At 41.0% G+C, this 21,394-nt stretch carries 20 protein-coding genes; 2 read left to right on the top strand and 18 right to left on the bottom strand.

The features are described 5' to 3' along the window. The first annotated feature begins 36 nt into the window (after nucleotides 1-36). Nucleotides 37-918, top strand: coding sequence for a LysR family transcriptional regulator GigC (gigC, locus tag AC07U8_RS04205; RefSeq protein ID WP_004722815.1), 882 nt, complete (start codon nucleotides 37-39; stop codon nucleotides 916-918). A gap of 48 nt (nucleotides 919-966) precedes the next feature. Here the strand turns inward: gigC and AC07U8_RS04200 are convergent, their stop codons facing one another. From AC07U8_RS04200 to AC07U8_RS04125, 16 genes are all read right to left on the bottom strand, one after another. After that, a complete protein-coding gene (locus tag AC07U8_RS04200; protein ID WP_494737384.1) occupies nucleotides 967-1,707 on the bottom strand; it encodes an excalibur calcium-binding domain-containing protein in 741 nt (246 codons plus the stop codon). A 59-nt stretch (nucleotides 1,708-1,766) separates the two neighbouring features. Continuing rightward, a complete protein-coding gene (locus tag AC07U8_RS04195) occupies nucleotides 1,767-2,834 on the bottom strand; it encodes a hypothetical protein (RefSeq protein ID WP_303577078.1) in 1,068 nt (355 codons plus the stop codon). A gap of 61 nt (nucleotides 2,835-2,895) precedes the next feature. Next, a complete protein-coding gene (upp, locus tag AC07U8_RS04190) occupies nucleotides 2,896-3,531 on the bottom strand; it encodes a uracil phosphoribosyltransferase (protein ID WP_004722821.1) in 636 nt (211 codons plus the stop codon). A gap of 121 nt (nucleotides 3,532-3,652) precedes the next feature. Further along, a complete protein-coding gene (nuoN, locus tag AC07U8_RS04185) occupies nucleotides 3,653-5,209 on the bottom strand; it encodes an NADH-quinone oxidoreductase subunit NuoN (protein WP_004819337.1) in 1,557 nt (518 codons plus the stop codon). A 2-nt stretch (nucleotides 5,210-5,211) separates the two neighbouring features. Beyond that, nucleotides 5,212-6,816, bottom strand: a complete 1,605-nt coding sequence (gene nuoM, locus AC07U8_RS04180) for an NADH-quinone oxidoreductase subunit M (RefSeq protein ID WP_171066895.1) — start codon at nucleotides 6,814-6,816, stop codon at nucleotides 5,212-5,214. A gap of 7 nt (nucleotides 6,817-6,823) precedes the next feature. Then, nucleotides 6,824-8,713, bottom strand: coding sequence for an NADH-quinone oxidoreductase subunit L (gene nuoL, locus AC07U8_RS04175; protein ID WP_004722828.1), 1,890 nt, complete (start codon nucleotides 8,711-8,713; stop codon nucleotides 6,824-6,826). Then, nucleotides 8,710-9,018, bottom strand: a complete 309-nt coding sequence (gene nuoK, locus AC07U8_RS04170; RefSeq protein ID WP_004722831.1) for an NADH-quinone oxidoreductase subunit NuoK — start codon at nucleotides 9,016-9,018, stop codon at nucleotides 8,710-8,712. The genes nuoL and nuoK overlap by 4 nt, the downstream gene beginning before the upstream one ends. Beyond that, nucleotides 9,018-9,536, bottom strand: coding sequence for an NADH-quinone oxidoreductase subunit J (gene nuoJ / locus AC07U8_RS04165; protein WP_171066894.1), 519 nt, complete (start codon nucleotides 9,534-9,536; stop codon nucleotides 9,018-9,020). Before nuoJ ends, nuoK begins: the two co-directional genes overlap by 1 nt. Further along, nucleotides 9,536-10,078 (bottom strand): NADH-quinone oxidoreductase subunit NuoI, encoded by a 543-nt coding sequence (gene nuoI, locus AC07U8_RS04160; protein WP_004722835.1) that lies wholly within the window; start codon nucleotides 10,076-10,078, stop codon nucleotides 9,536-9,538. Before nuoI ends, nuoJ begins: the two co-directional genes overlap by 1 nt. Nucleotides 10,079-10,096: 18 nt before the next feature. Next, nucleotides 10,097-11,110 carry an NADH-quinone oxidoreductase subunit NuoH gene (nuoH, locus tag AC07U8_RS04155; protein ID WP_004819331.1) on the bottom strand — a complete coding sequence of 338 codons (1,014 nt, stop codon included), beginning with the start codon at nucleotides 11,108-11,110 and terminating at the stop codon, nucleotides 10,097-10,099. A 2-nt stretch (nucleotides 11,111-11,112) separates the two neighbouring features. Next, nucleotides 11,113-13,797: an NADH-quinone oxidoreductase subunit NuoG gene (nuoG, locus tag AC07U8_RS04150; RefSeq protein ID WP_494737383.1), complete on the bottom strand. Its 2,685-nt coding sequence runs from the start codon at nucleotides 13,795-13,797 to the stop codon at nucleotides 11,113-11,115. A gap of 11 nt (nucleotides 13,798-13,808) precedes the next feature. Next, nucleotides 13,809-15,140, bottom strand: a complete 1,332-nt coding sequence (nuoF, locus tag AC07U8_RS04145) for an NADH-quinone oxidoreductase subunit NuoF (RefSeq protein ID WP_494737382.1) — start codon at nucleotides 15,138-15,140, stop codon at nucleotides 13,809-13,811. Then, entirely contained in the window at nucleotides 15,137-15,646 is a 510-nt protein-coding gene (gene nuoE / locus AC07U8_RS04140) for an NADH-quinone oxidoreductase subunit NuoE (RefSeq protein WP_004722839.1), read from the bottom strand. Before nuoE ends, nuoF begins: the two co-directional genes overlap by 4 nt. A gap of 14 nt (nucleotides 15,647-15,660) precedes the next feature. Continuing rightward, the gene (nuoC, locus tag AC07U8_RS04135; protein WP_004722840.1) at nucleotides 15,661-17,448 is read right to left on the bottom strand and encodes an NADH-quinone oxidoreductase subunit C/D; all 1,788 of its coding nucleotides are present in this window, start codon (nucleotides 17,446-17,448) and stop codon (nucleotides 15,661-15,663) included. 86 nt (nucleotides 17,449-17,534) lie between these two features. After that, nucleotides 17,535-18,212, bottom strand: a complete 678-nt coding sequence (locus AC07U8_RS04130; RefSeq protein ID WP_004722842.1) for a NuoB/complex I 20 kDa subunit family protein — start codon at nucleotides 18,210-18,212, stop codon at nucleotides 17,535-17,537. 7 nt (nucleotides 18,213-18,219) lie between these two features. After that, a complete protein-coding gene (locus AC07U8_RS04125; protein WP_494737381.1) occupies nucleotides 18,220-18,768 on the bottom strand; it encodes an NADH-quinone oxidoreductase subunit A in 549 nt (182 codons plus the stop codon). Nucleotides 18,769-19,666: 898 nt separating this feature from the next. Here AC07U8_RS04125 and AC07U8_RS04120 point away from each other — a divergent pair. Further along, nucleotides 19,667-20,017 carry a hypothetical protein gene (locus tag AC07U8_RS04120; protein ID WP_004722847.1) on the top strand — a complete coding sequence of 117 codons (351 nt, stop codon included), beginning with the start codon at nucleotides 19,667-19,669 and terminating at the stop codon, nucleotides 20,015-20,017. A gap of 329 nt (nucleotides 20,018-20,346) precedes the next feature. On the opposite strand, the gene AC07U8_RS04115 is transcribed toward AC07U8_RS04120, so the two are convergent. Further along, nucleotides 20,347-20,676, bottom strand: coding sequence for a hypothetical protein (locus tag AC07U8_RS04115; RefSeq protein WP_239046381.1), 330 nt, complete (start codon nucleotides 20,674-20,676; stop codon nucleotides 20,347-20,349). A gap of 141 nt (nucleotides 20,677-20,817) precedes the next feature. Next, nucleotides 20,818-21,192, bottom strand: coding sequence for a DUF7668 domain-containing protein (locus tag AC07U8_RS04110; RefSeq protein ID WP_494737380.1), 375 nt, complete (start codon nucleotides 21,190-21,192; stop codon nucleotides 20,818-20,820). Between the last annotated feature and the right edge of the window lie 202 nt (nucleotides 21,193-21,394).

The following is a 21,394-nucleotide window of genomic DNA, read 5'->3' as shown; positions in this document are numbered from 1 at the left end:
ATAATCTATGAATATTAAAATGTTAAGGCTCTACTTATGCGAATGACTTTACGCCAGTTGGCGGTTTTTGTTGCTGTCGCTCAAGAAGGTACCGTGACCAAAGCAAGTGATGCGGTTCGGTTGACTCAAAGTGCGGCAAGTATGGCTTTGGCAGATTTAGAAGATGGACTGGGTGCTCCGCTTTTCGATCGTCTTGGTAAGCGCTTACAGCTTAATGATCTTGGTCGTTTCTTACTTCCTCAAGCTTTAGAAATTTTAGGTCGCTGTGAAGCCTTTGAACAAGCAGCCAAAGGTGAACTACAAAGTATTGATTTACGGATTGGTGCAACACTGACCATCAGTGATTATTTAATGCCAGACTTAATGGCAAACTTTTTACAAGTTCAACCTCAAGCGCATTTACAGCTCCAAGTTGGTAATACCCGCCAAATGATTGAAGCGGTCAACCAATTCCAACTCGATTTGGCATTGATTGAAGGTTCATGCTTCCTACCACAACTTCAATGTATTCACTGGCGCGATGACGAACTCGCGGTATGTTGTTCGCCTAATCACCCACTGGCAAATTTACATCGTGAATTAAAGCAGTCTGACTTCCAGCATGTTGAATGGATTTTACGTGAAGAAGGTTCTGGAACACGTGAAGTCTTTGACAATGCCATTCTAAAAGATCTTGAAGATGCCAATATCCGCTTGACCCTAGGGCATAATGAAGCGATTTTAAAAATCGTTGCTGGAGGTCTAGGAATGTCATGTATTTCTAAATTGGCAATTCAGCCTTTGCTCGACAAAGGACAATTGGTGATTTTAAATACCCCATTCTGGCAACTTGCTCGCCCGCTATATATGCTGGTACATCGTCAAAAGTACCAAGGACCGGGCTTAAGAGCCTTCCTAAAATTTTGTGAAAATGGTTAAAACCAAAGCTCCTCTTGGAGCTTTTTTATAATTATTCGATTAGCACAACTACTTACCAAATTGCCGTTCACATGGTCGACCATCATGGTTACCATCCATTTGTGTATTGGGGCAATTTTTAATAAAAAATACCGCCTCATCATAAGATGTCATTTGGCTGCAATGGGTACGACCATCGCATTGATAAGGTGATTTTTCCGTTGATGCTGTTGTCGATACAGCGGTGTTGTTTTGTACGGATTCTGCTTCATTCTGTTTTTGCACTGAATGATGATGACTATTTAAAGCATTTTGGGATTTTTCACTAAACTTTACTGGTTTGACATAACCAATCTCTTTGCGCTGTTGCTCAACGATTTGCTTCTGTTGTTGTTCTAACAATGCAAATTTAGCATGTTGTTCTTCCTGATAGGTTTGGTATTGATTCCATGTGGCAAAACTAAAATAAACGAAGCCAAAAACAATCACCAAAATCACCACAGACATAAAACCGAATTTCTGCCCTTCATTTTTACTTCGTCTTAAAATATTTTTTTGCTTATCAATATTGATCTTTTTATTTTTTAAGTCATTACTCATCGCAACATCTAAACGAATCATTTGATGTGCTTTCAATGTTCCATGTGCATTGATGATTACATATTTTATGGTTTCCCCTTTTTTCGGCTGACCACCTTCTTTTGGAAAATCAGCGATGTAAAATATTACAGATTGCGCTGAATTATGATCCAATAAAAGTCCGTAACCTTTATCATGATGATATTCAATGATTTGCCCCAAATAAAACATATAACTTCTCTTTTAAAATAAGTATGAATCGCAAAATATATTCAACTCGTTTCAGATGTTTAGTGTGAATATGCCTTTCGTTTCTGCTGTTTAATCTTGTCCTTTTGTTCTTGTTGATATTGTTGAAGTCTCATTTCAGCCTCAACTTTGTACTGCTTATAACGATCCATTGCATACATCACAGAACTTACCGCAATGAATATCACCACCGCGACGATCACCACCCAAGGGTTCAACGTCTTGCGCTTTTCAGATCGAATTTTCTTGACAGCTTGTTTGCGTTTGGAATATAAAAATTTAACTTTCAACTTTTGAATTAAACGTTGAAATGCAGTTAAATCCATATGCTTTTCAAGCAACTGCCGATCAATTTGGCTGTTAAAATATAAATCATCCCCTTTAAAATTTTGACTATCTTCTATCACCTCTAAGGACCCAAGCAACACTGCGCTCTGATTGCCCTCAGCGATTTCAATATTTCGACCCACTCCCCCCACATCAACAACAGTATTAGCATCACTTTCTTCAATGGGTTTAATGTTATCAACTGTATGAGTTTGGTCTTGCAATTCAGTATTCTGGATAACTTTAGTGGAAAGGTCAACTTGTGTTTGCGCTACAGGTTCAATCTCTTTGGCTTGATTTAAATCTCCGTCCGATTCTTCAAGCACTGGGTCATTGATTGTTGTTTGAATGGGCTCGACAAAGATGTCTTGTTGTTGTGCAACCAAGTCAATATCTGGAATAGCGTCAGGTAAAATGCCTAGTTCAGTGTGAATTTTCGTTTGAGGGTTCTGTAAGCCTTCATCAGCCAATCCCCTTCTCTTTTTCAGCGCTTTGCGAACATTTCTAATATGCTCATAGGCATTTTCTGAATAAAGATGTGGAACGGAGGGCTTGTTTTGATCATTCACATAGTTTTTATGATCTAAACGTACGATAAATTTGGCGAATAAACCACCATCTTGCTCTAAAACGACACATTTAATCCGCTCACCAATTTGAGGAAGAAGCAACTGATTTGAAAAATCTTCTAATTTAAAAACAACTTGTTGATGATCATTTAATTCAATTAGACCTTGTCCTAAATCATTATCGAAAAAGGTAACAGTCCCTTTTCTGAACATTTTTTATTCTCTTATCATTAAAAAGGAGGCCCCCTATAGCCTCCTTCGATGATACTAAATTTTAATCTTTTTGCACACTACCAAAAATTTTATCTCCAGCATCACCTAAACCTGGCACGATATAACCTTGTTCATTTAAACCTTGATCAATTGAAGCGGTAAAAATCGTCACATCAGGGTGTGCGGCTTCAACACGTTTGATCCCTTCAGGTGCTGCAACCAAAACCATAACACGGATATCTTTACAGCCACTTGCTTTTAACACGTCAATCGCAGCAACCAAAGATGAACCTGTCGCCAACATTGGGTCAATAATCATGGCTAAACGATTTTGTACATCTGGAACCAATTTTTTATAATAAGTACGTGCTTCCAAAGTTTCTTCATCACGTTCTAAACCGAGGACTGAAACTTTAGCACTTGGGATAAGATTTAAAAAACCTTCTAACATGCCAATACCAGCACGTAAAATCGGCACTACAGTGATTTTTTTACCCGCAATTCTGTCTACTGTGACTTTACCATTCCAGCCATCAATCTCATGATCACACACAGGTAAATCTTTGGTTGCTTCATAAGTTAAAAGCATGGTTACTTCTTGAGCGAGTTCACGGAAATTCTTAGTACTAATGTCAGCACGGCGTAATAAACCTAATTTATGACGAATAAGTGGATGACGAATTTCTTGAATAGACACGGGAGGACACCTAAAAGGATAAAAGTAAATTTCCATTATTATAAATGTTTTTTATATCAGAGATAAGAAAAGCCCTCAATGAATGAGGGCTTTTTTTGTTAATAGCAGGATTTTATTGCGATTAGTGTTGTTGGCTCATCAAGAAATGTAAAGGAGATAAAATTTCTGATTTCAACGCCAAGTTGATGATTGGATCTGGATAAACACCAATGATCAATACCAAAGCAGCAGCGCCGAGCACCATCAAACCACCCACTTTTTGTCCCCAATGATCAACCGCATCAATACGAGGATTATCTGGTGGAGTCATATACATCACGATCATCACACGTAAGTAGTAATACAAACCAATACCACTACCCACCACAACCATAGCAGCCAAGAACCAATGTTCTGTGGTTACAGCAGCAATCACCACCATAAACTTACCGATGAAACCAGCGGTTAATGGAATCCCTGCAAGAGAAAGCATCATCACTGTTAAGGTCGCAGTCAGAACTGGACGACGCCAGAATAAACCACGGTAATCCGCAAGCGACTCAGCTTCATCAACATTGTTATATGGGCTCGACATTAACGCGACAGCACCAAAAGCACCAATCGTAGTTAAGGTATAAGTCACCACATAGACACTTACACTGCCTAAACTTGCATAACCTAAACTAATCAAAGCAATCAATAAATAACCGAAATGGGCGATTGATGAATAACCCAAAATTCGTTTTAAGTTGACTTGACGTAATGCAAGGAAGTTACCGACTAAAATCGAAAGTACAGCGATCACAGTTAATACAGTCACGATAGACGGTACAAGAATGAAACCTGAACTTAAAATAAAGCGGACTAATAAACCAATGGTTGCAACTTTAGCAACAGTTGCAAGATAGGTCGCGATTGGCGCAGGTGCACCTTGATAAACATCTGGTGTCCATTTATGAAATGGCGCCAACGATAATTTAAACGCAATTGCAATCACGATTAATCCTGAACCCAACAAAATCATTGGTTGAGCAAGGAAACCTTTTAACTGTTCAATAAAGTCAGCCAAAGACGCAATTTGTTGCACTTGTGCTAACTGATTTCCATACAAACCTGGGAAGTCAGTAAATGACAATGTACCGGTATAAGCATAAACGTATGCCATACCCATCAACAAGATTGCTGAAGCGGTTGCAGAAAGTACCAAATACTTTACGCCTGCTTCTAGCGATTTTCCACGCTGATGCGTATATGCCAATAAGCCATACACAGGAATTGACAAAAGCTCTAAGCTAATAAAGAACGACGCATAATGAGAACTTGCCACCATTAACATTGCCCCTGTTACAGAGATCAACATCAAGATATAAAGCTCTTCACGATTATCTTTATAGGTTTCAATATAAGCGTGAGATAACGTACAGCATGCGAGTGCAGCAACTACTGCAATAAATTGATAAAACAATGTAAATGGATCAACCACAAACATGTTCATCACGTTTGATGGTGCAAATGAACCACCAAACATCATGAATAAAATATCAATTGCAGCAAGGTTTAAACCCACCACCGATGCAGTCGCAATCAAATTATGATTACGCTTGATCGAGGTTAGGATCATCACCACAACAGCGGTTAAAGCAACAATAAAAACTGGTGCTAAAGGCATGAGACCCGAAAATGACATAGTGAAGTTCATGACTATTGGATCTCCACATTTTGTTGAGATACGACTTGTTGTGCCGCATCAACAACTTCTTGAACTGGAATATAGCTATTTGATAACCACGCCATACTTGAATGAGAAATATCAAGGAAGCTTTGTGGATATACACCTAACCATAATAAGCCAAATGCACAGATCAATAGAATTACTGTTTCACGTACATTCAAGTCTTTTAATGGACTTTCATAATGCTTTTTCTGCTCTTCATTTGGTGTACCAAATAAAGCTTTGTGGATCAGAATCAGGCCATAAAGACCAGCAAAGACCAAGCTAATTGCCGCAATGATGGTAAATGTTGGGAACTTAGCGAATGAACCCATCAAAATCAGGAATTCACCAATAAAGTTACCTAGACCTGGAATACCCACAAGCGCAGAGACAAAGAACATCAAGAAGAATGGTAAATACTGGAATTGACCACGAATACCACCCATCAAACGTAAGTCACGGGTATGTAAGCGTTCATACACTTGACCACACATAATGAACAATGCAGCAGATGACAAGCCATGTGCCAACATCATGATCATTAAGCCTTGGAACGTCAGAATATTACCGGCATAAAGTGCAAGTAATACGAAACCCATATGCGAAATAGAAGTATAAGCAAGCAGGCGTTTCATATCTGTTTGCTGGAAAGCACACCAAGCGCCGTAGAAAATACCAATCAAACCTAAAATAATCGCAATATCGGCAAATTGTGCAGATGCTGCTGGGAAGAATGGCAATACAAAGCGCAGTAAACCGTACGCAGCAGTTTTAATCAAGATACCCGCTAAGTCTACAGAACCTGCTGTAGGTGCTTGCGCATGCGCATCTGGTAACCAACCGTGTAATGGAAATACTGGAAGCTTGACCGCAAAACCAATAAAGAAACAGATCATCAATGCATAGGCAATATGTGGTGCCTGAGCATCTAAAGTGTTTGCAACAGCAAGTAAGTAGTTATAGTCGAAGCTAATCGTACCTGACATCTGAGAACCGTAGACCACCAAGCCTAAGATCCCAATGAGCATGATCAAGCCAGCGACTTGGGTATAGATAAAGAACTTGGTTGCAGCATAAACACGTGATTTACCATCTGCACCTTTATGACCCCAAAGAGCGATCAAGAAGTAGATAGGTACTAGCATCATCTCCCAGAAGAAGAAGAACAAGAACATATCAATTGCAAGGAAAACCCCGATTACCCCACCCAAAGACCATAATAGGTTTAAGTGGAAGAAGCCGACATTCTTTTGAATTTCACCCCATGAACAGCCAACTGCAAGTACACCCAGTAATGCAGTCAAGCCCACCATCAGCAATGAAAGACCATCTACAGCCAAATGAATGTTAATACCGAGTGTTTTAATCCAAGGTAAATAAAATTCTGCTGCCCAAGTTGGAGTCTTCGCCCCCAACTCATAGCTAAAGCCACCTTGTTTCCACAAAATCAGTGTTAAGCCCAATGTAACGAGCATACCGACTAATGCGATATAACGTGGCAAATGTTTATCAAGTTTATCGACCAACCAACACGCGAAACCTGCAATAAAAGGTACAAGAATCAGTGCGGGTAAAATCCAATTGTTTGTGATTTCCATCTTATTTCCCCACTACCTGAATCACGATCAAGATCATCAGCAATACCACTACACCGAGTGACATACTTGATGCATATTCACGTAATGAACCTGTTTGACGGGTACTTGTAAATTTATTCCCACTATTTACGATTGCAGGTAATACCAGCCATAAACCATCAATTGGGTCACGACCTAAAATTTTCGCAATGAGTAAATAAGGTTGAACAAATACAAGGTTGTATAAAGAATCGAAACCAAATGCATTACGGCAGATATTTGCAAGTCCAGCACCAAATGAAGTGGCTGCAAAACCTTGCACCGCTTTATAAGCGAATGCAAATAACACCACGCCTACAGCTAAACCGACCAATGCGATACCGACTGCAAGGTGTTCTGCACCATGCATCCCTTCTTCAATCGCTTGAGAAACTTCAAATGCAGGGATATGTGCTGCATTTAAAATGTTCATCACTGGCGCTTTTAAGAAGTAAGCCAAACCTGTTGAAAGAACAGCCAAGATACCTAAAGGCGCCCAATACGTTGCACCTTTGATTTCGTGATAATGTGTTTTTTCTTCACCGAAGAATACAACCCAAATTAAACGGAATGTATAAATCGAAGTTAAGAATGCACCCGCAACACCAACCCAATACAATGAGTTATACAATGCGACAGATTGACCTTGCGCCCAAACAGCACCCAAGATTGCATCTTTTGAGAAGAAGCCGATCGTGATAAATGGGATTGCAGCAAGTGCACCACCACCAATCGCGAAGCAAGCAAATAAGAATTTGTTTTTGTAGAACAAACCACCCATTTTAAAGATGTTTTGTTCATGATGGTAAGCCAAGATCACCGCACCAGAAGACAAGAACAATAATGCCTTAAAGAATGCATGTGCAAGCATATGGAACAGACCTGCTTGATACGCTTCTGCACCCACAGCCATAAACATATAACCGAGCTGACTCATGGTAGAGTAAGCCAGAATACGTTTGATATCTGTTTGAACCAAAGCCGCAAAGCCAGCAACCAACAATGTTACAGCACCCGTAATCGAAATGAACTGCATCACTTCTGGTGTCATTTCAAACACAGAGAACATACGGCAACATAAGTAGATACCCGCGGTAACCATTGTTGCAGCATGAATCAATGCAGATACTGGTGTCGGACCAGCCATTGCATCTGCCAACCATGTTTGTAATGGGATTTGCGCAGATTTACCTGCTGCACCCAAGAACAACATCAATGATGTGATCAATGCCAAGTTATGATCAAGTGCGAGAACTTGTGAAGCATTGGCAACAATCGTGCCGATGTGTAAAGTACCAAATTGTTGGTAAAGCAAGAACAATGCGATCAGTAAGAATACATCACCAACACGCGTTACTGTAAATGCTTTAATTGCCGCAAAACCATTTGCAGGGTTTTGGTAGTAATAACCAATCAACAGGTAAGAACACAGACCTACGCCTTCCCAACCTAAGAATAACAACGCTAAGTTGTCACCCAATACCAGCACCAACATGCTGGCAACGAATAAGTTGAAGTATGAGAAGAAACGTGCGAAGTCTTCTTCACCACGCATGTACCAAGTTGCAAAGATGTGAATCAGGAAACCTACACCTGTCACCATGCCCATCATTAACAATGACAAGCCGTCAAGATGCAAACTTACACCCGGTGCAAAACCGCCTACATTGAACCAAGTCCATAAATGCTGTGCTTGCGCAACTGAACCCTGCTTAACAAAGTCCATGCCTGCAATCAATGCAAATAAAGCAGAAAGGCCAACAGAACCCGCACCAATAATTGCTGCTACATTTTCAGGAAGTTTATTACGTCCTGCCGCTAAAAGCACAAAGCCAATCAGCGGAAATAAAATCGTTAAATATAAATAACTCATCCGCGCATCTCACTAGCAGCATCTACATCCAGATGATGGAAGCGATGATAGAACTGGAGGACGATCGCTAGACCGATACAAGCCTCTGCCGCAGCAAGTGTGAGGATCAAAATAAACATAATTTGACCATCAGGTTGTGCCCATGCACTTCCTGCCACAACGAATGCCAATGCTGCTGCATTCATCATGATCTCAAGGCTCATTAACATAAATAATAGGTTGCGTCGCACCATTACACCGTAAAAACCCAGTGCAAAAAGGATAGTTGCGACGATCAAACCATGTTCTAAAGGAATGTTGCCCATTACTGTTTATCCTCTGCTGCACTCGGTTCACGTTTGCCTAAGTGGAATGCTGCAACCAATGCTGCAAGCAATAACATTGCGGCAACTTCAACCAATAATAAATAGTGGGTAAAGAGTGCTTGACCAATTGCTTTAGGTCCAATCACTTGAGTTCCAAGTACTGCACCATGTTGGGTATAGTCTGAACCTAATACCCAAACCAAACATAAGCCCACTAAGAAGCTCATGAGTGCTGGATAAGCCCAAGCATCTGAAGTCAACCATTTACGTTCTTGATCAACTGTATGTTGACCAAGGTTGAGCATCATGACCACGAATACGAACAACACCATGATCGCACCCGCATAAACAATCACTTCAAGCGCAGCTGCAAATGGTGCACCAATGATCAAGAAGATCCCTGCAACAGCAAGTAGAGAAACGATCAAACTTAATAAAGCATGTACTGGATTGGTGTTGGTCACAACACGAATCGTCGAAACAATGGCCACGAGAGCCATTAAATAAAATGGCCACATCATGGTAATAAGCTCCGTACATCTACAGGCGCACTTTCACGTTGCGCTTGACCTTTTTCTTTACCATCAATTGCCATACCACTTACACGGTAGAAATTGTAGTCTGGGTATTTACCTGGTCCTGAAATGAGTAAGTTTTCTTTCTCATAAACAAGATCCTGACGGACATATTCGCCTAACTCAAAGTCTGGTGTTAACTGAATGGCAGTTGTTGGACATGCTTCTTCACACATACCGCAGAAAATGCAGCGTGAGAAGTTAATGCGGAAAAATTCTGGATACCAACGTCCATCATCTTTTTCAGCTTTCTGCAATGAAATACAACCAACAGGACATGCAACCGCACATAAGTTACACGCAACACAACGTTCTTCACCGTCTGGGTCACGTGTTAATACGATACGACCACGGTAGCGTGGAGGTACGATTTGTTCGGCTGGCACTTCTGGATATAAAATCGTATCGCGTTTGCGTGTGACATGGCTAAACACCATCCACAACGAACGAACAATTGATCCTACGCCAGCTAGAATTTTATACATTTTGTACTCCCTGCTGTCCTAGGCCTGATTCATCAGAATCACAGCACCAGTCACCAAAAGGTTGACCAATGCAAGTGGTAAACACACTTTCCAACCAAAATTCATCACTTGGTCATAACGTGGACGCATTAAAGAACCACGTGCCAAGACAAACATCATTACAAAGAATGCTGTTTTCGCAATGAACCAGAATGCATCTGGAATGAATGGAATATTTAAATTAAATGGTGCTAACCAACCGCCAAAGAATAAAGTCACGATCAGTGCAGAAATTAGAATGATGTTGACGTATTCAGCAACGAAGAACATCCCCCATTTCATACCACCATATTCGACATGGTAACCTTCTGCCAATTCTTGTTCAGCTTCTGGTTGGTCAAATGGATGACGATGCGTTACCGCAACACCCGCAACCACGAAGATCATGAAACCAATGAATTGCGGAATCACAAACCATACATCACGTTGTGCTTCTACGATGTCACGCAAGTTAAATGAACCTGCAATTGCCACCACACCCATCAATGAAATCCCTAAAAAGACTTCATAAGAAATGGTTTGTGCTGCTGAACGTAGACCACCTAGTAACGCATATTTGTTGTTGGATGCCCAACCACCAAATAACACCGCATATACTGCGATACCTGCCATTGCCATAAAGAACAATAGCCCGATACTCATGTCTGAAACACCTAAGTAAGGTGAAACAGGAATAACCATGAATGACAGTACTGCAGTCGCCATTGCCACTGCTGGTGCTAAACGGAAGGTTAACTTATCTACAAACTTTGGTGTCCAGTCTTCTTTGAACATGATTTTCAACATGTCGGCAACGATCTGGAACATCCCGCCAGGACCAACACGGTTTGGTCCATAACGGTCTTGCCATAAGCCCAGCAAACGACGTTCAATAAATGACATCAAAGCAGCCAGTAAAACCACAACCAACAAAATTACGATGGCTTGAATCACTGAATAAGCGATTGGCCAGTCTTGTGCCCATGTCGGTAGTGCGCGTAAAGATTCATTCATGATTACACTCCTACCGTTACAGATACAGGTTCAGCAAGTGAAACTGTTGGTGCTTGGCCGACTGGATAACCGATATAACCTGTTGGTAAATATTCAATCACATGCACAGGAAGACTAATCGTCGTTTCGCCTGCTTTAACTGTCAGTTGTTGACCATCTTGAACATTTAAACGTGCTGCATCTTGCTCGCCCACGGCAAAAGTCGCTTCTGGAATACGCGATTCCATCACCGGCGTTTTAATCGTAAATTCACCTGAAGCGAAAATATGATGCATTGGAACCAAACGGAAACTCTCTGGATTTGCCACAACCGCAGTTGGCGCCACATAGCTACGTGCAGGACGTTTTACTAAGCGATCAAACAAACGAACGCCTGAATCACCACCTTTAAGATGACCACCCACTTCATCTTGGTATTTGTTCCAAGCTTGTGGTGAGTTCCAACCCGGTGCCCATGCAAATGGAACCAATGACGATGCATTTTGCGGTCCAACATAACCTTCCATAGAGAATGTTAATGCGGAATCGACATCGACAGGTTGTTTCGGCTCATGTACGTTTAATGGTGCACGCATTGCAGTACGACCTGAGTAACGACGTGGTTCACGGGCAATTTTCAAGCCATGAACACGATAACCCGCATCAGGTGCAACATCTTGAATTGCTTCAAGAACTGGAACATTTTTGACCACAGAATCAATTACGTCATCCAACAATGTCCACGAGATCGCTTTACCTTTCACACCCGTTTCAATGGCATGTAACCAGCGCCAAGATTCTTTGATGGCATATTCTGGTTTGTAATAGCTTGGGTCATAAACTTGATAGAAGCGTTGCGCACGACCTTCTTGGCTGACCACTGTTCCATCGCCTTCTGCAAAGCTTGCAGCAGACAAGACAACATCAGCCGCTTTTACGGTTTCAGTTTCAGAATGATCAAGCACTATCACGCTTTGCGCTTTGTCTAGAGCAGCCTGAACTTGTACAGCAGGTAAACGGCGGAACAAATCATTTTCAACAATAATGATTGACTCATAATCTTGAGCAAATGCTTGTTCTAAGCTTAAACCACCAAACAAAGCCATACCCATTGAGTTCACTTCTGGAACTGTCAATGTTAAGCCTGCATTTCCACCTAGGTTTTGTGCAACTTGTGCAGCAGCTTCCATGATGGCAGCATCTTGTAAGCTAGTACCCGAGATGATTAATGGTTTTTTCGCAGCTTTTAACGTATCTGCAATGGTTTGTGCAAATGCTTTAGCATCATCATCTAAACCAAGAATCGCATCACCGTTTACACCCGCAGCAATCGCAAAACCTAAACGTGCAATATCGTTTGGAGAAGCAACAACTTCACCCTCAGCAATATCAGCTAAACGTGTTTGTGTTGCAGCCAAGATATAGATTGGAGAATTTGCATCCTGACCAATACGTTTTACAGGTTCAGCTAACCAATCTTGGGTACGGCGGTCTGCAGCCATTTGTTTGGCTTTGTTTTTCGCAGCTTGGCGAACAGACAATGCCATACGTGGTGCAGTTTGTGTTAAGTCTTCACCCAAGATCAAGACTGCATCATAGCTTTCGATTTCACGCATACTTGGGTTATAAACACCCTTAGCTTGCATAATCGATGCAGCAAGTTCAACCAAGTTCTGTTCTTTTTGAGAAAGACCTGTTGAATAATTTTCTTGGCCAACCAACTCACGCAACGCATAGTTTGATTCTAATGATGCACGTGGAGAACCAATACCCAAGACTTTTTTGCCTTGAACATTTTCAATCACTGAATCCAGCGCCACATCAACAGAAACAGTTTTAACTTCTGTTGCAGCACGGAATTGCGGCTGACGTGGACGATCTTCACGGTTCACATAACCCGTACCAAAACGACCTTTATCGCAAAGGAAATATTGGTTAACGTCACCATTGAAACGGTTTTCTACACGACGTAATTCGCCATAACGCTCACCTGGAGAGATGTTACAACCTGAAGAACAGCCTTGGCATACGCTAGGCGCATACTGCATGTCCCACTTACGGTTATAACGTGCCGAATGGGTTTTATCGGTAAATACACCTGTAGGGCACACTTCAGTCAAGTTACCAGAGAACTCAGACTCTAAAGTGCCTGATTCTGGACGACCGAAGTAGACACGTGATGCATTGGCATAAACACCAAAGTCTGTACCACCGGCATAATCGTTGTAGTAACGAACACAACGGTAACATGCGATACAACGGTTCATCTCATGTGCAATGAAAGAACCCAACTCTTGGTTGTGATGCGTACGTTTGGTAAAACGATAACGACGACGATCATGTTGCGTCATTACTGTCATATCTTGTAAATGACAATGACCACCCTCTTCACAGACTGGACAGTCGTGTGGGTGGTTGGTCATTAAGAATTCCACAATCGATTCACGGAAATCTTTTGCTTCTTTGTCTTCAATCGAAATAAAGGTATTGTCAGATGCAGGAGTCATACATGACATTACTAAGCGACCACGAGTATCTTCTGGATTCGCATATTGAGTAACAGCACATTGACGGCAAGAACCGACAGAACCTAAAGCTGGATGCCAACAAAAATATGGGATGTCGATGCCAAGACTCAAACATGCTTGTAGCAAGTTTTCCGAGCCATTGACTTCATACGATTTTCCATCGACATGAATTGTAGCCATAGTCGAATTCCTTAAACTTGTTCTACGTGGCTGGCTTGGGCTACAGGACGATCTGTCACTTTAGCTTCAAACTCGCTACGGAAATATTTGAGTGCACCCATCAATGGTTCCATCGCACCTGGTGCGTGAGCACAGAATGTTTTACCAATCCACAACTTGCGAGTCAGTTCTTGAAGATGTTGAATGTCTTCCATCTTCCCTTCACCTTTCTCAATTGCGACAAGTGCTTTGACCGCCCAAGGTAAACCATCACGGCATGGCGTACAGAATCCACATGATTCACGTGCAAAGAATTCTTCTAAGTTACGCGTTGCAGAAACCATACACTGGGTTTCATCAACGACCATTAACAAACATGTACCTAGACGAGAACCTGCTTTCATAATGCTTTCTGAATCCATTGGAAGATCAATGTGTTCAGCAGCCAAGAAGTCAGTCGATGCCCCACCCGGTAACCATGCTTTCAGTTTAAGACCATCGCGCATACCGCCAGCATAGTCTTCAATCACTTCACGTGCAGTCGTACCAAAAGGCAATTCCCAAAGACCAGGGAAAGTCACTTTACCTGATGCACCATAAATTTTAGTGCCTGGATCTTTAGATTTACCCGCAGACAAACCGATATACCACTCAGGCCCACGCAACATAATTGCTGGCAAGTTGTTATAGGTTTCTACGTTGTTTACGATGGTCGGACGGCCCCATGCACCTGCAACTTGCGGGAATGGCGGCTTAGTACGTGGATTTGCACGACGGCCTTCGAGTGAGTTAATCAATGCAGTTTCTTCACCACAGATATAACGCCCCGCACCGGTATGCACATGCAGGTCAAAGTTCCAACCTGTATCTAAGATGTTGTCACCCAAATAACCTTTAGCACACACTTGTTCTAAAGCTTCATTTAAGTATTGTGCAGCTTCAATGTATTCACCGCGAATGAAGATATAACCCTGAGTCGCTTCGAGGGTATAACCTGCAATCAACATCCCTTCGATCAATTGATGTGGAAGTTTTTCCATCAACAAACGGTCTTTGAATGTTCCCGGTTCCATTTCATCGGCATTACAGATTAGGTAACGAGGACCACCATCATTGGGTGCCATCAATGACCATTTAATCCCTGCTGGGAAACCTGCACCACCACGACCTTTTACAGTCGCTGCTTTGATGACTTCAAGAACATCTTTAGGTGGCATAGAAAGCGCTTTTTTAAAGCCTGCATAGCCTTCTAAAGCTTCATAGTCATCAGCACTACGAACAAATTCCTGCTTACTCAAACGCCATGTTAATGGGTGAGTTTCAGGGTTTCCTTCGCCATAAATTGGTCTTGGTTCGGTATTCATACATACTTCTCCAATAACTGTTTCACAGAAGTCACTTCAACCAAACCGTGTGTATCTTCATCAATCATTAGGGTTGGACCTTTGTCACAGTTCCCTAAACAGCAGATCGGCAATAAAGTAAAACGACCATCAGCTGTCGTTTGACCAAATTGGATACCCAGTTCACGTTGGAAAGCTTCTGCTAAAGTTTCCGCACCCATCAAGAAACATGCAATCGAATCACATAATAAAATTACGTGACGACCTACAGGCTGACGGTATATACGGTTATAGAATGTTGCAACACCTTCTAAATCCGCAGTTGTAATTGTCAATAATTGAGCAATTGCATGTAACTGCGCGTCATCCACCCAACCATTACGGCGTTGTACACACTTTAAAGCATCCAAAGACGCTGCGCGTGGGTATGGGTAGTGACCCATGTGATGTTCAATTTCATGGATTTCTTCGCTGGTCAGAATTCCTTCAACATTCACACGTGGCTTTTTATCAGTCAAAATCATCATAATGCGTTTACCCCTTAGCGATCCACGTCAGCCATAACGACGTCAATTGTCGCTAAATAAATGATCAAGTCAGATACAAGACTGCCGTTAATCACGGAAGGAATTTGCTGCAAGTGGGTGAAAGTAGGCGTACGAATACGGGTACGGTAACTCATGGTTGACTTATCTGAAGTCAAGTAATAGTTAGACGCACCTTTCACTACTTCTGCCATTACAGAGGCTTCACCAGCTGGCATTACAGGACCCCATGACACGCTCAAGAAGTGCGTAATCAAAGTTTCAATATCTTGTAAAGTCTTATCTTTTGGTGGTGGAACTGCCAATGGATGATCCGCTTTATAAGGACCAGAAGGCATATTATCCAAACATTGTTTGACGATTTTTAACGACTCTTCGATTTCGCGATAGTGAACCATCACACGCGCGTAAGCATCGCCTTCATACTCTAACGGCACTTCAAAGTCGTAATTCTCATAACCACTGTATGGACGATATTTACGAACATCAAAATCAATACCTGTCGCGCGTAAACCGGTACCTGTTACACCCCAAGCCAATGCTGATTTAGCATCGTATTGCGCAACATTACGGGTACGACCCACAAATACTGAGTTTTTCAGTGCAGCAGTATGATATTCCTTCAAACGTTTTGGCATCCATTCGAGAATTTCACGAATCAGTTTTTGCCAGTTGTTTGGAAGGTCATGTGCTGTCCCGCCGATACGGAACCATGCTGGGTGCATACGGAAACCTGTGATCGCTTCAATTGCGTCATAGATTTTTTGACGATCCGCAAACATATAGAATACTGGTGTCATACCACCGGCATCCTGAATCGCAGTACCGATATACAACAAGTGGTTATTGATACGGAATAATTCAGACATCATGACACGGATACATTGTGCACGATCAGGAACGGTAATCCCTGCAAGTTGCTCCACACCCATGACATAAGGCATGTTTTGCGCACAACCACCTAAGTAGTCAACACGGTCTGTATATGGAATAAATGAATGCCAAGTTTGACGTTCAGCCATCTTTTCCACACCACGGTGGTGATAGCCAATATCAGGCACACAATCTTTCACTTCTTCGCCATCAAGCTGCAAAATTACACGGAATGCACCATGCGCAGATGGATGGTTAGGCCCTAAGTTCAAGAACATAAAGTCTTCATCGGCGTTACCGCGTGTTAGACCCCAATCTTCTGGAACGAAACGAAGATGTTCTTGTTCGAAATCTTGTTTAGCCTTGTCTTGCATGTACGGTGTATATTCAGTCGCACGTGCAGAATATTCTTTACGTAGTGGATGACCTTCCCAATAGGTTGGCAACAAGATACGACGAAGCATTGGATGCCCTTCGAAATTGATCCCAAACATATCGTAAGCTTCACGCTCGTACCAATTGGCATTTGGCCAAATATTGGTCGCTGTTGGAACGTTAATATCGTTCTCACTCAACGCCACTTTGATACGAATATCACTATTACGTTCTAATGAAAGTAAGTGATAGAACACTGTGAAATCAGATGCAGGTAAACCATCACGGTTGTTACGCAAACGTTCATCGACCGCAGATAAGTCAAACAGCATCACATAAGGACGTGGTACTGTACGCAAGTACATTAGAACTTCTTGTACACGTGCGCGCTCAACCCAGACCGTCGGAAAATCTTCAAACGTCGGTTGCACGTAAAAGTTCTCGCCAAATTTGGCTTTGAGATCTTCTACAATTGCAAATGCTGGGCGGGAATCAACTGGAGTCGATTCTGGCATAGCAATTTCAGTTTCAGCCATTGGCTTGGCTTCCTATTTAATACAAATTCTGTCAAATTCCCTGATGACCATATCCATCAGATATGTCAAATACTCATCAGAAAAAATTACTCAATTTCATCCATAGAGCGTAAGTTTTTCACTGCAATACGTTCAGCGTTCTTACGGTCGCGTTCTGGCATCATCTTTGGCTTATACACTGGCTGAAGATCATCACCGATTACCGCAGAGAGCGGACGACGTTCTAATTGAATTTGGTCTTGCAATAACATCAAGGCTTGAATCAATGCTTCTGGACGTGGTGGGCAACCTGGAACGTACACGTCAACAGGAATGATTTTATCCACACCTTGTACAACAGAATAGATGTCGTACATACCACCAGAGTTTGCACAAGCACCCATTGAAATCACCCATTTAGGCTCAAGCATTTGTTCATACAAACGTTGAATTACAGGTGCCATTTTAACAAAGCAAGTTCCTGCAACGATCATCAAATCTGCCTGACGTGGCGAAGCACGAATAACCTCGGCACCAAAGCGCGACAAGTCATGCACACCGGTTAACGTGGTTGCATATTCAACGTAGCAGCAAGATGTACCAAAGTTAAAAGGCCATATTGAGTTTTTACGGCCCCAGTTTACAGCTGTGTGTACCACATCCTCTAAGCGAGTCATGAACACATTTTTATTCACTTCTTCTTCAAGTGGATCTGTCACAATTTGACGATCTTGAAGCGGATATTGTTCAGCTTCTGGATTCGCACGGGTTAAAGTATATTTCATTCCCGAGTTACTCCTTGTTCAGAGTCATGGTCGGTGTTTTATCTTTCACACGACCAGAAGATTGAGCTGGAATAGTTCCAGTAGGATCCATCACCAACTCTTCAATTGAATTGAAGCGAGTAATTTCTGCAAGGTCCATATTTGGTGAACCAATTTTAGGTTTAATCCCTGCGATTTTACGTTTATCTGAAGGTGACCAGTTCAATGCACCTGTAGATAATTCATAAATCAAACCAACGAGTAAAACTAAAATAAATACAGCTGCAGCTGAAAAACCAACCCAACCTACTTCACGTACAGATGTCGCCCATGCATATAAATAGAGGGCTTCCAAATCGAATACAACAAAGAAGATTGCAACAAGGTAGAATTTCGCAGACAAGCGGATACGTGCACCACCAGCACTAACCACACCTGATTCAAATTGCTCTTGCTTCGCACGTCCCCATGATTTACCCCCAAGGAGCAAAGGAACGGTGAGCATAAAGACACATAAAAATGTCACGCCGATCACGAAGGCAATGATTGCCCAATCGTATGGAGTAATGGCACTCATGCGGGGATAACTCCTGGCAGGCCTATTATTTAACAAAGAATGTATGTATTGGCCTTGCAAATACACCAAACACAAAATAAATCTGGTCAATTGTACCCGATTGATGTCATCTGTTGCTAGTTAATAGCTCTAAGTCTTTCGGATGATTTTTTAGACAAAAGCCATAATTTTTCCTGATTCACAGCGATACAGCGCTGACTTATCGTTTTATCAAATTTCCATCCCTATTCTTATTAGTTTTTCCGAAGTTTATTTTTTAATCATGAATTAAAAATGACAAATCAGTAGCTTAATCCGATTCAGTCCAAATAAAAGCTTCGATTTATCTATGCTTTTCTGCGATTTAATTGGCTAATTTCTACAAATATAAGGATTTACCACCTAAAATATTTTGTTACATTCTATGTGATAAAATAGTCACATTAGATCAATCAAGTGATAAAAATTATCTTATTGTGATAATTTTTAAATATTACAAAGTTATTTATAATTTTTTATACTTTACTATTATCAAAACCAACTTATTTCAGTGAAATAACCCGCTTTAAACCATCCAGCGCCAAATGCTCAATGCCTACTTTTGACCTACCTTGTGTCCTCCTGTGATTTTCTGATTTAAATTTTCAAAATAGTCAGCACTGTCAATCATGTCATTTTTCGCACACACCACCTACTTAAGCTCACCCAAACTGGCCCAAGCCAAAGCCGTCTGAAAGGTGAGTAACTTATCGCCACTTAAATCAGTAAATTGTATATTTAACACCCAATTGCAGTAAAAGGTGTTCGTTGTCGCAAACTTAGACGAATTGTCTACAGAGCCTATACACATTGAACGACTTTTATGTATATGCTATTCAATATGAACAACTTTAAATCAATAATTTAGGGGTAAAACAAGATGGAATTCAGCAGCAAGCCAAACTATTTTTTATTTGCACAATTACTGATTCGTCATATTGAAAATTACGTCAAAAAACACGCTGATGCACAAAATGCAATTTTTGATCTAAGAGATGTTTATGAGCTTTTCCGCCAAGATCTTGCCGCAACCACGACAAATCTAGAAGGGATTTTAAATATCGCAGATGAATATCGTATTGATACTATTCAAGGTGACCAAAAAATCATTAGCAGTTATAAAATTGACGCTGAACAAAATAGCTTATTGATTGACTTTAATCATGATGCATTACAAGCATTGCGAGACAGCAAGCCAATCATTGCGCCTGATGCAACGCTTCAACAATAAGATCTAGACTAAGCAACATCCAGACATAAAAAACCACCGAAATTTTCGGTGGTTTTTTTATTTAAAACTAAGCCTTCAGTCCACAATCGCATTCTTATTATTCATCTAGTATTCCACACTGCACGAAGCCCAACAGGATCGCTGTCCTATGGCGTCGTGCTCCAAGCTGATGACTTTGTCGAACCCAATATCCCGTGCTAGGTTGATGGCATGGATCAGTTCACTGGCGGCAGTATAGACCTACACTACCAATGACCTTTGAAACCGAAGACGCAAAAATAAACCTTGATCATTCGGAGTGACTTCAAAATCTTCTGAAAAACTCAATTTTATATAAGATCATTAATACCTGTAATAATTTCTGCAATTAAATCAATACTGATGGTTAATACGATATCCCAAGATTCACAATCCTCCCCGATCAAAATATAAATCTCGCCATCATCAGCTTTTTTCCAATGAACTGGGCTGTTGGCAGATTCTCCTGCCTTTATACAAGTAACAGAATCTGTTGTTATTTTTTTCAATTCTTCCACTTGGTCAATTGAAATATAAATATTAATCTCAATAAATTGGTTGGCAATTTTTATTATAAATGCAGGATGCCCATTTCCATTAAATGCATGATCAATAGTAGTATCAAAATTAGCGTTCACCATTCAAATTTCCTTAATGAATATTATCAATATCAATATCAATATCAACATCAATGCTCAAGCTATTTAGTTTGGTCTGCGTAATTATGTTTAGAAAGGTCTGACAAAGAGTACGTTTTGATGTTCCGATAGATATCGTTATTTTTACATAACGCGAATATCATACAAATGTAATAGTTTACCTGCATTTATTGGCGCACAAAAAACAGCATATAAATCTGATTCAGAATCATCAAACCATAATTGGACCTCAATTATATGTTTATTAACACGATCTCCTTTGAGAGAGAAAACCTCTGTATCCCCCAGTACATCGTCAGGGATTTGTGTCATTTTCACAAATCCACTTAAATGCGCAAATTCATTTACAGCAACTCTATATTCATTTGCCGTTGATGGATAGGCCAGTTTATTTTTCACCAATTCCTCATAGTCATCAGAAATCATAAGCGTCAATATTTTTATCATTGATTCTTTATATATTGGAAATTCTCGTAGAAAAATATTTTCATTTGTCATTTTCTGTTCCCAACTTTTAGCATTGCAGTGGATGGAGTAATTCCAATTTTCTAAAAACATAGATCAAAAGGCATCCAACATTTTTGAGTGATTTTTTGTATTGAAACTCCCTTCTCCCGTTGGGAGAAGGTTAGGATGAGGGAGGGTTTATCTTAAATAATGACTTTAAAGATGACTGATAAACCAAGTCAAATAGCGCTTA

This window comes from Acinetobacter sp. GW821-FHT01E09 (assembly GCF_059422385.1).
Note: the sequence above shows the minus strand (reverse complement) of the source record. Positions and strands in the feature narration are given on the sequence as shown.

What these genes read in the sequence shown, in the direction of transcription:
- AC07U8_RS04110 (WP_494737380.1), bottom strand. Translation starts at nt 21,192, where the DNA reads ATGACAAATGAAAATATTTTTCTACGAGAATTTCCAATATATAAAGAA.
- nuoL (WP_004722828.1), bottom strand. Translation starts at nt 8,713, where the DNA reads ATGAGTTATTTATATTTAACGATTTTATTTCCGCTGATTGGCTTTGTG.
- nuoI (WP_004722835.1), bottom strand. Translation starts at nt 10,078, where the DNA reads ATGTATAAAATTCTAGCTGGCGTAGGATCAATTGTTCGTTCGTTGTGG.
- nuoN (WP_004819337.1), bottom strand. Translation starts at nt 5,209, where the DNA reads ATGAACTTCACTATGTCATTTTCGGGTCTCATGCCTTTAGCACCAGTT.
- nuoH (WP_004819331.1), bottom strand. Translation starts at nt 11,110, where the DNA reads ATGAATGAATCTTTACGCGCACTACCGACATGGGCACAAGACTGGCCA.
- nuoC (WP_004722840.1), bottom strand. Translation starts at nt 17,448, where the DNA reads ATGGCTGAAACTGAAATTGCTATGCCAGAATCGACTCCAGTTGATTCC.
- AC07U8_RS04195 (WP_303577078.1), bottom strand. Translation starts at nt 2,834, where the DNA reads ATGTTCAGAAAAGGGACTGTTACCTTTTTCGATAATGATTTAGGACAA.
- AC07U8_RS04115 (WP_239046381.1), bottom strand. Translation starts at nt 20,676, where the DNA reads ATGGTGAACGCTAATTTTGATACTACTATTGATCATGCATTTAATGGA.
- AC07U8_RS04200 (WP_494737384.1), bottom strand. Translation starts at nt 1,707, where the DNA reads ATGTTTTATTTGGGGCAAATCATTGAATATCATCATGATAAAGGTTAC.
- AC07U8_RS04120 (WP_004722847.1), top strand. Translation starts at nt 19,667, where the DNA reads ATGGAATTCAGCAGCAAGCCAAACTATTTTTTATTTGCACAATTACTG.
- AC07U8_RS04130 (WP_004722842.1), bottom strand. Translation starts at nt 18,212, where the DNA reads ATGAAATATACTTTAACCCGTGCGAATCCAGAAGCTGAACAATATCCG.
- AC07U8_RS04125 (WP_494737381.1), bottom strand. Translation starts at nt 18,768, where the DNA reads ATGAGTGCCATTACTCCATACGATTGGGCAATCATTGCCTTCGTGATC.
- gigC (WP_004722815.1), top strand. Translation starts at nt 37, where the DNA reads ATGCGAATGACTTTACGCCAGTTGGCGGTTTTTGTTGCTGTCGCTCAA.
- nuoJ (WP_171066894.1), bottom strand. Translation starts at nt 9,536, where the DNA reads ATGTGGCCATTTTATTTAATGGCTCTCGTGGCCATTGTTTCGACGATT.
- nuoF (WP_494737382.1), bottom strand. Translation starts at nt 15,140, where the DNA reads ATGAATACCGAACCAAGACCAATTTATGGCGAAGGAAACCCTGAAACT.
- nuoK (WP_004722831.1), bottom strand. Translation starts at nt 9,018, where the DNA reads ATGGGCAACATTCCTTTAGAACATGGTTTGATCGTCGCAACTATCCTT.
- nuoG (WP_494737383.1), bottom strand. Translation starts at nt 13,797, where the DNA reads ATGGCTACAATTCATGTCGATGGAAAATCGTATGAAGTCAATGGCTCG.
- nuoE (WP_004722839.1), bottom strand. Translation starts at nt 15,646, where the DNA reads ATGATGATTTTGACTGATAAAAAGCCACGTGTGAATGTTGAAGGAATT.